This is a genomic window from Helicobacter pylori FD535, assembly GCF_000296015.2.
Lineage (GTDB): Bacteria > Campylobacterota > Campylobacteria > Campylobacterales > Helicobacteraceae > Helicobacter > Helicobacter pylori_CT.
Window position 1 is genome coordinate 143,667 of record NZ_AKHP02000045.1, and the last position, 12,652, is coordinate 156,318.

Consider the following 12,652-nt stretch of genomic DNA (forward strand, 5'->3'; position numbering starts at 1 on the left):
CTCTAATATTTAGCTATCTTTATTTTATTCAGCCTCACATCGTTTTAACAAACAAACCAAGCTATTTCAATTCCAAAGCTAAAAATTTTCCCGTATAGCTTTGGGTTTTTTCGCAATTTTTTGCCACCTCTAAAGGCGTGCCGCTCGCAATGACTTTCCCGCCCTTATCCCCCCCATCAGGCCCCATGTCTATAATGTAGTCAGCGTTTTTGATAATGTCTAAATTATGCTCAATCACCAGCATGGAATTGCCTAACGCCACTAAAGAATGCAAGACTTGTAAAAGGTGATTCACGTCTTCAAAATGCAAACCGGTGGTAGGCTCATCTAAAATATAAAGGGTTTTGCCTGTGTCTTTTTTACTCAATTCTTTAGCCAATTTGATCCTTTGAGCCTCCCCCCCACTTAAAGTCGTAGCGTTTTGCCCTAAAGTGATATAGCCTAAGCCCACATCTATAAGCGTTTTTAACTTCACAGCGATTTTAGGGAATTTAGCAAAAAATTCATAGGCTTCTTCTACGCTCATGTTCAACACATCGGCAATGGATTTGCCTTTCACCTTGATTTCTAAAGTTTGGGGGTTGTATTTAGCGCCCTTACAGCTATCGCATTGGACTAACACATCAGGCAAAAAGTGCATTTCTATTTTAATATCCCCATCGCCTTGGCATTTCTCGCACCGCCCCCCTTTAACATTAAAGCTAAAACGGCTCGCGCTATAGCCTAAAATTTTAGCTTCTTTTTGCTCGGCAAATAAAATCCTAATCTCATCCATCACTCCTGTATAAGTGGCAGGGTTGCTTCGTGGGGTTTTGCCTATGGGGGCTTGGTCTAAATAAATCACTTTATCCAAATGCTCCAACCCTACAATCTCCACCCCATTCAAGCTTTGAATTTTTTTAGCATGGTTTAAAAGGGTTTGAGCGGTGGGTAAAAGGGTTTGTAAAATCAGCGAGCTTTTACCGCTCCCGCTCACCCCAGTAATGCACACCAATTGTTTTAAAGGGATTTGAACGCTCAAATTCTTAATGTTATTGATATTGACATTTTTAATTTCTAAAAAATGTTTTTCTTTAGGGGGTTCAAATTTAGGGCGCTCAATCTTTTTAGTGCCGTTGAGATACAAGGCGGTAGAATGGTTATTTTGCAACAAATCTTTTACGCTCCCGCTAAAAACCACTTCACCCCCATGCCTTCCAGCCTTTGGCCCAATATCCACAACAAAATCCGCATGCTTAATCGTCTCTTTATCATGCTCTACGACAATGAGCGTGTTCCCCTTTTTTTGTAAATTCCTAAGGGTGTTGATGAGTTTGAGCGTGTCCTTTTCATGCAAACCAATGCTAGGCTCGTCTAAAACATACAAGACCCCTGTCAAACCACTTCCGATTTGGCTAGCGATTCGTATCCTTTGGCTCTCCCCTCCGCTAATCGTTCGCGCATCCCTCCCTAAAGTCAAATACCCTAACCCCACATCGTATAAAAAAAACACCCTTTCTAAAATCTCTTTTAAAATGGGTTCAGCGATCTTTTTTTCCTGCTCGTTAAGATAGCTAAAATGCGTGGGATCGTTAAAAAAGTGATAGACCTCTTCAATGGGCTTAGTTAAAAAATCCGCCATTTTCAAGCCAGCGACTTGAACGCTCAAACTGGAGGCTTTCAAACGATGCCCCTCGCACGAAGAACAGGTTTTTTCGCTCATGTAATCGCTCAAATCCTTTTGCTCTTTGAACATGTCATAAGCGATTTGGATAATGCCTTTCCAAGGGCGTTTTAAAGAGCTGTTTTTAAAATGAAAGCTGATTTCAGTGCCATTCCCATACAAAAGAGCGTCCTGTTGCTCTTTATTCAATTCGTTAAAACAAAGCGTGCTGTCAATGCCATTATATCCGCAAAAGCCTTCAAACATTTGAGCGTAATAACTGCGGTTATACCCAAAAATCACTTTAATCGCTCCTTGATTTAAAGGCGTGTTAGGATCTAAAATCTTACTAATGTCTAAGCTAAATTTTGTCCCCAAACCCAAACAGCTCTCGCACGCCCCTTTAGGCGAATTAAAAGAAAAACTCAAAGGCTCTAATTCTTCAAAACTCATCTTGCATTTAAAACATGCCTTATGCTCGCTGTAATGCTTTCTGATGCTTGGGGCGTTGTCTTGCAAGATTTCCACTTCTAATTCCCCATAGCTTTCTTTAAGGGCTTTTTCTACTGCGCTAGCGATCCGTGAAGCGTTTTCGCTATTAATAACCACCCTATCTACCACCGCTTCAATGGTGTGTTTTTTGGTTTTGTGCAAATGGATTTCTTCATCTAAACGCACCATCACCCCATCAACAAAAGCCCTCACATACCCCTTTAAACGCAAGCTCTCTAATTTATCGTTAAACGAACCTTTTTTATCTTTAATAATGGGGGCTAGAATGATGATTTTAGAATTTTCTTCTAAATGACAGATTTGAGAAATAATATCGCTCGCGCTCATAGAACTAATGGGTTCTAAACATGTGGGGCAAAATTGCTCCCCAACCCTTGCAAACAGCAACCTTAAATAATCATAAATCTCAGTGATCGTCCCCACAGTGGATCTAGGGTTTTTAGAAGTGGTTTTTTGATCAATAGCGATCGCAGGGGTTAGGCCTTCAATTTTATCCACATTAGGCTTACCCACTTTGTCTAAAAATTGCCTAGCATAGCTGGACAAACTCTCTAAATAGCGTCTTTGGCCTTCAGCGTATAAAGTGTCAAACGCCAGAGTGGATTTACCCGAACCGCTTAATCCGGTAAAAACAACAAATTGGTTTTTAGGGATTTCTAAAAAGATATTTTTGAGATTATTTTCCCTAGCCCCTTGAATAATGATCTTATCCATAATGGTTTTATGTTGCAAGAGTTTCCTTAAAATAAGAAAATGGATTAAAAGGAGCTATTATACTTCAAAAAAGAATGGTTTTATTATCATTTCTTATTCATAAGAGTTAAAAATATTTGCTTGATTAAGGATAAACATGCTATTATTTTATGAGACAATTTTAAAGATAGGAATGTAAAGGAATGGAATTTATGAAAAAGTTTGTAGCTTTAGGGCTTCTATCCGCAGTTTTAAGCTCTTCGTTGTTAGCCGAAGGTGATGGTGTTTATATAGGGACTAATTATCAGCTTGGACAAGCCCGTTTGAATAGTAATATTTATAACACAGGGGATTGCACAGGGAGTGTTGTAGGTTGCCCCCCAGGTCTTACCGCTAATAAGTATAATCCAGGACACACCAATATCAACTGGCATGCTAAATACGCTAATGGGGCTTTGAATGGTCTTGGGTTGAATGTGGGTTATAAGAAGTTCTTCCAGTTCAAGTCGTTAGATATGACAAGCAAGTGGTTTGGTTTTAGAGTGTATGGGCTTTTTGATTATGGGCATGCCGATTTAGGTAAGCAGGTTTATGCACCTAATAAAATCCAGTTGGATATGGTTTCTTGGGGTGTGGGGAGCGATTTGTTAGCCGATATTATTGATAAAGACAACGCTTCTTTTGGTATTTTTGGTGGGGTCGCTATCGGTGGTAACACTTGGAAAAGCTCAGCGGCAAACTATTGGAAAGAGCAAATCATTGAAGCTAAAGGGCCTGATGTTTGTACCCCTACTTATTGCAACCCTAACGCTCCTTATAGCACCAACACTTCCACCGTCGCTTTTCAGGTGTGGTTGAATTTTGGGGTGAGAGCCAATATCTATAAGCATAATGGCGTAGAGTTTGGCGTGAGAGTGCCGCTACTCATTAACAAGTTTTTGAGTGCGGGTCCTAACGCTACCAATCTTTATTACCATTTGAAACGGGATTATTCGCTTTATTTAGGGTATAACTACACTTTTTAAACCCTTTAAAAGGGGGTATCTTTAAGCCCTTTCTAGTCTTTATAAAAAGGATTTTAGTTTGGGTTTTCGCATCTTAAAAAGCTAAGATTGATTATAAAGAAACTTTTGAGCGTAACCAACAAAACCAATACCATTGAGTGGGTATTTGGAAAATTCATCTAGGGGTTTTAAGGGGATTGTTTGCAAGAGATAGAGGGTTTGCACCAAAGCGTTTTGTTGCAAGAAGTTTTGCAAGCGTTCACGCCTTTAGAAGAAGGGGTTTTGATTGATTGCACTTTAGGGTTAGGAGGGCATTCTAAAGCCCTTCTATCCCAAAAACCGCACCTGAAACTCATTGGCATTGATAAAGATAAGTTCGCTCAAGAAATCGCTAAAGAACGATTGAAAGCCTTTGAAGGGCGTTACAATTTCTTAAGCGGGGGGTTTGCCAAACGCTTTAAAGAAGCCCTAGAAACGCATAACAAGGAAATTAAAGGGGTTTTAGTGGATTTAGGGGTGAGCTCTTTGCAACTTGATGATGATAGCAGAGGGTTTAATTTCCACTCGCACACTCTGGATATGCGCATGGATTTAGAGAGCGATTTGAACGCTCAAAAAGTCATCAACTCTTATTCTGTAATGGCGTTAGAAAAAATCTTTAGAGATTATGGCGAAATCAAAGAATACAAAAAAATCGCCCATAAAATTGCAGAAAGGCGCGCTAAAAAACCCTTTAAAGACGCTAAGGATTTGAGCGATTTTTTAAGCTCTCTTTCTAAAAATAAAAAAATCCATCCAGCGACTTTGGTGTTTCAAGCCGTTCGCATAGAAGTCAATAGCGAATTAGAAGAGTTAAAAGAGTTTTTACAATGCGCTAGAAACCTTAAGGGAGCGATTTTGTGCGTGATTTCTTTTCATTCTTTAGAAGATAAATTAGTGAAAAACGCTTTTAAAGATTACGCTAAAAATTGCATTTGCGATCCTTTAAGTTTCCAATGTGCCTGCTCTAACAATCACGCTTTAGGCGAAATTTTAACCAAAAAGCCCATCACCCCAAGCCCAGAAGAAATTAAAAACAACAGGCGTTCACGAAGCGCTAAAATGAGGGTGTTTCAATTCAAACCTTAAATAAGTCATATGAGTAAGCCATGAGTATAAAAAACCATTCTTCAAATGAAAAAGAACGCTTTGTGCGCATAGAAGAGAACGAAAAGAAAGAATTATTTTCTGGAACTGCAAATGAAAATCCGCATGGTCTTTCTTTAATGGCTTTAATAGGGGTATTGGTTTTTGGGGGTGCGTTTTTAGCTCTGTTAGCGCCTAAAATCTATTTAAGCAATAATATCTATTATATTAGCCGTAAAATCAACACCCTAGAAGATCAAAAACGCCTGCTTTTAGAAGAACAACAAATCCTGAAAAACGAATTAGAAAAAGAGCGTTTTAAATACTATATAGAGAATAGTGAAAATATTGGCGATATTGCGTTTTAAGTGAAAAACCCCCTATCCCCTTAAGAGAGCCTAATTACTGCTAAATTAGCCCTAAAACAAACGCTTGTTTTTAAAATTTTGTTTCAATACGAAATTTTAATCCCTTGTAAAAACTTTAAATTTTGAAAAACCAACAAACAATCCCCTTAAATTGTATAATAAAAACACTTTAAGCCAACAAAGGATAACCATGAGAAAACGATCCACTCCACTTTTGTTATTTGGGAAATAGCATAGATGAAAAAAACGATTTCAGCGTTGTTTTTATCAGCGTGCATAGGGTTATCGTCTGTTCATGCAGATAACGCTTTGATTTTACAAACCGATTTTAGCCTAAAAGATGGGGCTGTCTCGGCGATGAAAGGCGTCGCTTTCAGCGTTAATTCCAATCTTAAAATCTTTGATTTAACGCACGAAATCCCCCCGTATAACATCTGGGAAGGCGCTTACCGCTTGTATCAGACCGCTAGTTATTGGCCGCAAGGTTCGGTCTTTGTGAGCGTAGTTGATCCGGGCGTAGGCACTAAGCGTAAATCGGTGGTATTGAAAACTAAAAACGGCCAGTATTTCGTCTCGCCGGATAACGGCACGCTGACTTTGGTGGCGCAAACTTTGGGGATTGATAGCGTGCGTGAAATTGATGAAAAAGCTAACCGCTTGAAAGGTTCTGAAAAATCCTATACTTTCCATGGTCGTGATGTGTATGCTTACACTGGGGCGCGCTTGGCTTCTGGGGCGATCACATTCGAGCAGGTCGGGCCAGAGCTTCCCGCAAAAGTTGTTGAAATTCCTTACCAAAAAGCGAAAGCGACAAAAGGGGAGGTGAAGGGTAATATCCCAGTTCTTGATATCCAATACGGCAATGTTTGGAGCAATATCAGTGATAAACTGCTTAATCAAGCAAAAATCAAACGCAACGATATATTGTGTGTAACTATTTCTAAAGGTTCCAAGAAAAAATACGAAGGGAAAATGCCGTATGTTGCGAGCTTTGGCGGTGTTTTAGAAGGCCAGCCGTTGGTCTATCTAAACAGCTTGTTGAATGTTTCTGTGGCGCTAAATATGGGTAATTTCGCGCAAAAATATCAAATTAAATCCGGTGCTGACTGGAATATTGATATAAAGAAGTGCGCTAAGTAAAGCGCTTTTGAGAAAAATTAAGGGGGAGTTAAAGATTTTAACTATCAAACTTTCATTAACACAACCTAATTCATGCTAAATTAGCCCCAAAACAAACGCTTGTTTTTAAAATTTTGTTTCAATATGAAATTTTAATCTCTTGTAAAAACTTTAAATTCCAAAAAACAAACAAACAACCCCCTTGAATTGTATAATAAAGACACTATAAACCAAAAAGAGATAACCATGAGAAAACTATTCATTCCATTTTTATTGTTCAGCGCTTTAGAAGCGAATGAGAAAAACGGCTTTTTCATAGAAGCCGGGTTTGAAACCGGGCTGTTAGAAGGCGTTCAAACGCAAGAAAAAAGACACACCACGACTCAAACGACCACAAAAACCACCATGAACAATTACAATTATTTACCACTAAACTCCATTTTACAAAGAGCAACTAATCTGTTTAAGGATGCGGATATATCCAAATTATCGTTTTCCTCTTTAAGACCTGTTAGGGCGAGTTTGGATTTGAGTGGTCATTTAACGATAGAAAACTTTTTGCCTTATAATTTAAATAATGTTAAGCTTAGTTTTACAGACGCTCAAGGCAATGTGATCGATCTGGGCGTGATTGAAACGCTCCCTAAGCAATCTAAAATCGTTTTATCTTACCAACAATTCAATGAAACCAAACAGGTTTTTGATAATATTATGGAGGAGCAGAAGAAGTACTATGAAAAAGAAGCTGAACGCAGGAAAAATAAAACAACTAGCAGTGTTAGTGAAACCAAGCGTGAGCCTAGCTTCACTTTCCCCACTTTCGAAATCTTGAGCACGCCACATTCTGATCCTAACACGCAAAGGGTGTTTGAAACGCTCAGTAAAATCAACACCAATTTGGTCATGAAATACAGCGATACAAATAATTTTGAAAGCGCCAAAGATAAGACGGAAAAATTCACCGCTAAAACCGCCGAAGAATTCACTAATTTAATGTTGAACATGATCGCTGTCTTAGACTCTCAGTCTTGGGGTGATGCGATTTTAAACGCTCCTTTTGAATTCACTAATAAAGGCGGAGGAGGGGAATGCGATACGAGCAAAGAGAACGAATGCGTAAATCCTGGGACAAACGGGCTTGTCAATCCTCAAAATAAAAGTTATGTGTTAAACAAACAAAGCATCGTCAATAATTTCAGAGGCAAAACGGATCTTGATGTGAGTCTTTTGAATGGAGCTGGGGTTGATGGGCTAGGTTCTAATACTACTCCCACAAATAATGATGATGGCAAGAATTACGGTCAATTAGCCGTAGTCGCTTCGGCTCTAAACCCCCAAAAACTCTTTGGCAACAACCTTAAGACTATCAATTTAGAGGATTTAAGAGCCATCTTGCATGAATTCAGCCACACCAAGGGCTACACCCACAATGGGAACATGACTTATCAAAGAGTGCCGGTGATGAAAGATGGTCAAGTGGAAAAAGATAATAATGGCAAGCCAAAAGATTCTGATGGCCTCCCCTATAATGTGTGTTCGCTTTATGGGGGTCAAGGTCAAAGCGCTTTCCCTAGCAACTACCCTAATTCTATCTACCACAATTGCGCGGATGTCCCAGCTGGCTTTCTAGGGGTAACAGCAGCGGTTTGGCAGCAGCTCATCAATCAAAACGCTTTACCGATCAATTTCGCTAATCTCAATAGCCAAACAAACTACAACCTAAACGCTAGTTTGAACACGCAAGATATGGCTAATTCTGTGATTGGCACCATTCAAAAAACCCTGACGACCACTTCCACGACAACAACGACTTCTTATCACCATTCAAAGAGTTCGCAACGCTTCAGATCCCCTTTATTGGGCGTTAATGTGAAAATAGGCTATCAAAACTACTTCAATGATTTCATAGGGTTGGCTTATTATGGCATCATCAAATACAATTACGCTAAAGCGAGCAGCGAGAAAGTCCAGCAACTAAGCTATGGTGGGGGGATAGATTTGTTAGTGGATTTCATCACCACTTACTCCAATAAAAATAACCCTACAGGCATCCAAACCAGAAGGAACTTTTCTTCATCTTTTGGTATCTTTGGGGGGTTAAGGGGCCTGTATAACAGCTATTATGCGCTCAATAAAGTCAAAGGAAGCGGCAATTTAGATGCGACTACTGGATTGAACTACCGCTATAAGCATTCTAAATATTCTGTAGGGATTAGCATTCCTTTAATCCAAAGAAAAGCCAGCATTGTTTCTAGCGGTGATGGTTACACAAACTCTCTTGTTTTCAATGAAGGGGCTAGCCATTTTAAGGTGTTTTTTAATTACGGGTGGGTGTTTTGAGCGTGAAATGAATTGATAGAAATAAATAAATATTTTTTTAAATAAAAGCCTTATTTTTGTCTTTTTTTCCGTATAATAAGATTTAAGTTAGTATTGATAGTGGTGCGTTAAGGTTTTTCAATCTAAGATCATAGCTTTAATATTCAAAATAGTATAAAAAGGAAAGTTATGTATGCGGCTCATCCTATTAAACCCCTAAAAGCCCCTAAACTCAAAACTAAATTTTTGAGGCGTGTGTTTGTGGGCGCATCTATTAGGCGTTGGAATGACCAGGCATGCCCTTTGGAATTTGTGGAATTAGACAAGCAAGCCCATAAAGCGATGATTGCGTATTTGCTCGCTAAAGATTTAAAAGACAGGGGTAATGACTTGGATTTAGATCTTTTAATCAAGTATTTTTGCTTTGAATTTTTAGAACGCTTGGTTTTAACCGATATTAAACCCCCTATTTTTTACGCCCTCCAACAAACGCACAGTCAAGAATTAGCCTCCTATGTCGCGCAAAGTTTGCAAGATGAAATCAGCGCGTATTTTTCTTTAGAGGAATTAAAAGAGTATTTAAGCCACAGGCCCCAAATTTTAGAAACTCAAATTTTAGAGAGCGCGCATTTTTATGCGTCTAAGTGGGAGTTTGATATTATTTATCATTTTAACCCCAACATGTATGGCGTGAAAGAAATTAAAGATAAAATTGACAAGCAACTCCACAATAACGAGCATTTGTTTGAAGGGCTTTTTGGGGAAAAAGAAGATCTGAAAAAATTGGTGAGCATGTTTGGGCAGTTGCGTTTCCAAAAGCGCTGGAGCCAAACCCCAAGAGTGCCGCAAACGAGTGTCCTAGGGCATACCTTATGCGTGGCGATTATGGGGTATTTATTGAGCTTTGATTTAAAAGCTTGTAAAAGCATGCGGATCAATCATTTTTTGGGCGGGCTTTTCCATGATTTGCCCGAGATTTTAACCCGAGACATTATCACGCCCATCAAACAAAGCGTTGCGGGGCTTGATAACTGCATTAAAGAGATTGAAAAAAAGGAAATGCAAAACAAAGTCTATTCTTTTGTTTCTTTGGGCGTTCAAGAAGATTTGAAATATTTCACCGAAAACGAGTTTAAAAACCGCTACAAAGACAAGTCCCACAAAATCGTTTTCACTAAAGACGCTGAAGAATTGTTCACGCTTTATAACAGCGATGAATATCTTGGGGTTTGCGGGGAGCTTTTGAAGGTGTGCGATCATTTGAGCGCGTTTTTAGAAGCTCAAATCTCTCTTTCTCATGGGATTTCTAGTAACGATTTGATTAAAGGGGCTCAAAACCTTTTAGAATTGCGATCCCAAACAGAACTGCTTGATTTGGATTTAGGGAAATTGTTTAGGGATTTTAAGTGATTTATAGATCTATTGAATAGCGTATTGGTTATAAAATATAAAAAAATGCTTAAAAGTATTTTAATTTTATCATTTACGCTCAATGAGAGCAAAATCGTTTGATTGGTGTTTTTCAAGCACGCATCAAATAGAGCTTTTTCCTTTCGCTTGAAGAAGCGATGTTGAGCAGTTGGCGGTATTTGGTGATCGTTCTTCTTACCATTTTCAAATGGAATTTTTCTTCAATGAGTTCTAAAATCTTAGCGTCGCTCAAAGGCTCTTTTTTGTCTTCATTTTTGATCAATTCTAAAAGATAGTCTTTAATCACAGCGTTTGAAGTCTCGCTATTGTCTAAGGCGGTGCTAAAGAAATACTTAATAGGGAAAACCCCCCTTTCGCATGCCAAATATTTATTAGAAATAGCCCTTGAAATCGTGCTTACAGAGTGGTTAAACTCATTGGCTAAATCTAATAGTTTTAAAGGGCGCAATTTTTTACCCTTAAAAAAATCGTATTGATACTCTAAAAGCATGAGACCGATTTTATAAATCGTGGCTTTTCTCAAATTTAGTGCATCAATCAAATCTTTAGCCTCTTTTAATTTTTCTTTTAAATAGCCGCTATTCTCAAAGCGATTTTCTTCCAAACTGATCGTCGGGTAGCTCTCATCATTCAAACGCACGATGATTTCATCATCCACTTCTACAATAAAAAGTTCAGGAATGACTTCTATTTCTTTTTCTAAAAACTCAATGGCTGGGGGGTTTTTAAAGGATTTCAAAATCTTTAAAGCCTTTTCGTAATAAAAATCTTTAGAAAATTCATGGTGTTTTTCTAAATTTAAAATAATTTTTCGCGCTTCTTCATAAAGCTCATTATCGTCTAATTCCCTACTCTCTAACTGGAATAAAAAGCTCTCTTTCACGTCTTTAGCGCCAATGCCAGCGGGATTAAGGTAACTAAAACGCTTGCGCACTTTTTCATAAACTTCGCTCTCTACCCCTAAAATTCTAGCCCTTTCTTCAATATTTTCTTCAAAATACCCTTCACTATTTAACCCGCTGATAATATCCATAGCGATTTTTTGAGAGGTTTCAGTAGGAAAGAGGGGGGGAATGATTTGAGCTTCTAATGTTTCAAAAAGGCTTTTAGAGGCGGTTGCGAAATTTTCTAAATGATCGCTGCTGTTTTTAGCGCTAAAACGATCGCTAAAATTTTTGATGCGTTTGTTTTCAATTTTGATTAAGGGGTTATCCAGGGCATTTTGTTTCAACACTTCTTCTAAATCTTCAAGCTCGCTTTGTAAAATGGGGAGCCACCCTTTTAAGGTGGCGTTTAATTTGTTTTTAGGGCTAAGATTTGCACGTAAAACCGCCATGTTTATACCTTAAAATTTTCCCCTAAATAATACTTACGCACCAAAGCGTTTTCATAAATTTCATTAGCGTTCCCGCTCGCTAAAAGCGTGCCGCTTTTAATCACATACGCCCTGTGGCACACGCTCAAAGTCTCTCGCACATTGTGATCAGTGATCAACACGCCGATGTTTAATTCAATCAAGCTTTGAATGATTTTTTGAATGTCAATCACCGCAATCGGATCCACGCCCGCAAAAGGCTCATCTAATAGCACGAATTTAGGGTTTTTCATTAAAGCCCTAGCGATTTCTACGCGCCTTCTTTCTCCCCCGCTCAAGCTCATGCCCTTGCGCTCTCTTATGGCTTGGATATTAAAAGCGTCTAGCAAGCTTTCCATTTTTTCTTCGCTCTCTTTAGAGTTTTTAAAAGTGCTCTCCCCTGCTAGGGCTAGATTTTCTTCCACGCTCAATTCTTTAAAAATGCTGGATTCTTGGGGCAAGTAGCCTATGCCTAAGTTAGAGCGCTTGTGTAAGGGGTATTTAGCCAAATCCACATCGTTTAAATAAACGCTCCCCCCGCTAGGCTCTAAAAGCCCACATATCATATAAAAGGTGGTGGTTTTACCCGCCCCATTAGGCCCTAAAAGCCCCACCACTTCGCCACTTTTCACTTCTAAAGAAACATCTGAAACGATTTTGGTTTTTTTAATCTGTTTGTTTAAATGCTCTGCTTTTAAAATATCCATCCAAACGACCCTTTAAGCGATCTTTATTGTATAAAAACGGCTGGTTGATTCGGTTTTAATTTCCACAACCTTAATAGCTAAATCGTATTTTTTTAAAATTTTTTCTAATTTTTCATCGCCCCATTCCACAAAATGGATCCCCTTTTCTAACAAGCACTCTAACATGCCAAGCTCCAAGCAAGCCTCTAAATCGCGCATGTAAAAATCGTAATGGAACACGCTCTCGCTATAAGCATGCATCAAGCTAAAGGTGGGTGAAGTCGCTTGAATGTCTAAACCCAAGCGTTTCAAGCACGCTTGAACCAAAGTCGTTTTACCGCTCCCCACAACGCCTTTTAAAAGCACCACCCCCTTGAAATCATCTTTTAAAATGGCAG

At 38.8% G+C, this 12,652-nt stretch carries 10 protein-coding genes; 6 read left to right on the forward strand and 4 right to left on the reverse strand.

Annotation, left to right across the window (positions count from 1 at the left end; all coding sequences use genetic code 11):
- Window positions 1–61: 61 nt before the first annotated feature.
- Window positions 62–2,887: an excinuclease ABC subunit UvrA gene (gene uvrA, locus DV63_RS15385; RefSeq protein ID WP_001164030.1), complete on the reverse strand. Its 2,826-nt coding sequence runs from the start codon at window positions 2,885–2,887 to the stop codon at window positions 62–64.
- A gap of 164 nt (window positions 2,888–3,051) precedes the next feature.
- On the opposite strand from uvrA, the gene hopE reads away from it, so the two are divergent.
- The 6 genes from hopE to DV63_RS15415 all read left to right on the forward strand — a co-directional run bounded on the left by hopE (window position 3,052) and on the right by DV63_RS15415 (window position 10,193).
- Window positions 3,052–3,873: a Hop family outer membrane protein HopE gene (hopE, locus tag DV63_RS15390; protein WP_000395406.1), complete on the forward strand. Its 822-nt coding sequence runs from the start codon at window positions 3,052–3,054 to the stop codon at window positions 3,871–3,873.
- A 180-nt stretch (window positions 3,874–4,053) separates the two neighbouring features.
- Entirely contained in the window at window positions 4,054–4,980 is a 927-nt protein-coding gene (gene rsmH, locus DV63_RS15395; RefSeq protein WP_001155382.1) for a 16S rRNA (cytosine(1402)-N(4))-methyltransferase RsmH, read from the forward strand.
- 20 nt (window positions 4,981–5,000) lie between these two features.
- Window positions 5,001–5,345: a hypothetical protein gene (locus DV63_RS15400; protein WP_000023617.1), complete on the forward strand. Its 345-nt coding sequence runs from the start codon at window positions 5,001–5,003 to the stop codon at window positions 5,343–5,345.
- A gap of 237 nt (window positions 5,346–5,582) precedes the next feature.
- Window positions 5,583–6,485, forward strand: a complete 903-nt coding sequence (locus DV63_RS15405) for an SAM hydrolase/SAM-dependent halogenase family protein (protein WP_000751289.1) — start codon at window positions 5,583–5,585, stop codon at window positions 6,483–6,485.
- Window positions 6,486–6,710: 225 nt separating this feature from the next.
- Window positions 6,711–8,804, forward strand: a complete 2,094-nt coding sequence (locus DV63_RS15410) for a porin family protein (protein WP_020982461.1) — start codon at window positions 6,711–6,713, stop codon at window positions 8,802–8,804.
- A 168-nt stretch (window positions 8,805–8,972) separates the two neighbouring features.
- Window positions 8,973–10,193: an HD domain-containing protein gene (locus DV63_RS15415; RefSeq protein WP_000270615.1), complete on the forward strand. Its 1,221-nt coding sequence runs from the start codon at window positions 8,973–8,975 to the stop codon at window positions 10,191–10,193.
- 112 nt (window positions 10,194–10,305) lie between these two features.
- On the opposite strand, the gene DV63_RS15420 is transcribed toward DV63_RS15415, so the two are convergent.
- The 3 genes from DV63_RS15420 to tsaE all read right to left on the reverse strand — a co-directional run.
- Window positions 10,306–11,550 (reverse strand): RNA polymerase factor sigma-54, encoded by a 1,245-nt coding sequence (locus tag DV63_RS15420; protein ID WP_000279768.1) that lies wholly within the window; start codon window positions 11,548–11,550, stop codon window positions 10,306–10,308.
- Between the two features lie 2 nt (window positions 11,551–11,552).
- On the reverse strand, window positions 11,553–12,275 hold the full coding sequence (gene lptB, locus DV63_RS15425) for an LPS export ABC transporter ATP-binding protein (RefSeq protein ID WP_000353233.1): 723 nt from the start codon (window positions 12,273–12,275) through the stop codon (window positions 11,553–11,555).
- Between the two features lie 12 nt (window positions 12,276–12,287).
- Window positions 12,288–12,652, reverse strand: a 365-nt coding sequence (gene tsaE, locus DV63_RS15430; RefSeq protein WP_020982462.1) for a tRNA (adenosine(37)-N6)-threonylcarbamoyltransferase complex ATPase subunit type 1 TsaE, incomplete at its 5' end; no start/stop codon positions are given.

Excerpts from the sequence above, each read along its gene's own strand:
- hopE (WP_000395406.1), top strand. The coding sequence starts at position 3,052 with ATGGAATTTATGAAAAAGTTTGTAGCTTTAGGGCTTCTATCCGCAGTT.
- DV63_RS15400 (WP_000023617.1), top strand. The coding sequence starts at position 5,001 with ATGAGTATAAAAAACCATTCTTCAAATGAAAAAGAACGCTTTGTGCGC.
- DV63_RS15405 (WP_000751289.1), top strand. The coding sequence starts at position 5,583 with ATGAAAAAAACGATTTCAGCGTTGTTTTTATCAGCGTGCATAGGGTTA.
- DV63_RS15410 (WP_020982461.1), top strand. The coding sequence starts at position 6,711 with ATGAGAAAACTATTCATTCCATTTTTATTGTTCAGCGCTTTAGAAGCG.
- DV63_RS15415 (WP_000270615.1), top strand. The coding sequence starts at position 8,973 with ATGTATGCGGCTCATCCTATTAAACCCCTAAAAGCCCCTAAACTCAAA.
- DV63_RS15420 (WP_000279768.1), bottom strand. The coding sequence starts at position 11,550 with ATGGCGGTTTTACGTGCAAATCTTAGCCCTAAAAACAAATTAAACGCC.
- lptB (WP_000353233.1), bottom strand. The coding sequence starts at position 12,275 with ATGGATATTTTAAAAGCAGAGCATTTAAACAAACAGATTAAAAAAACC.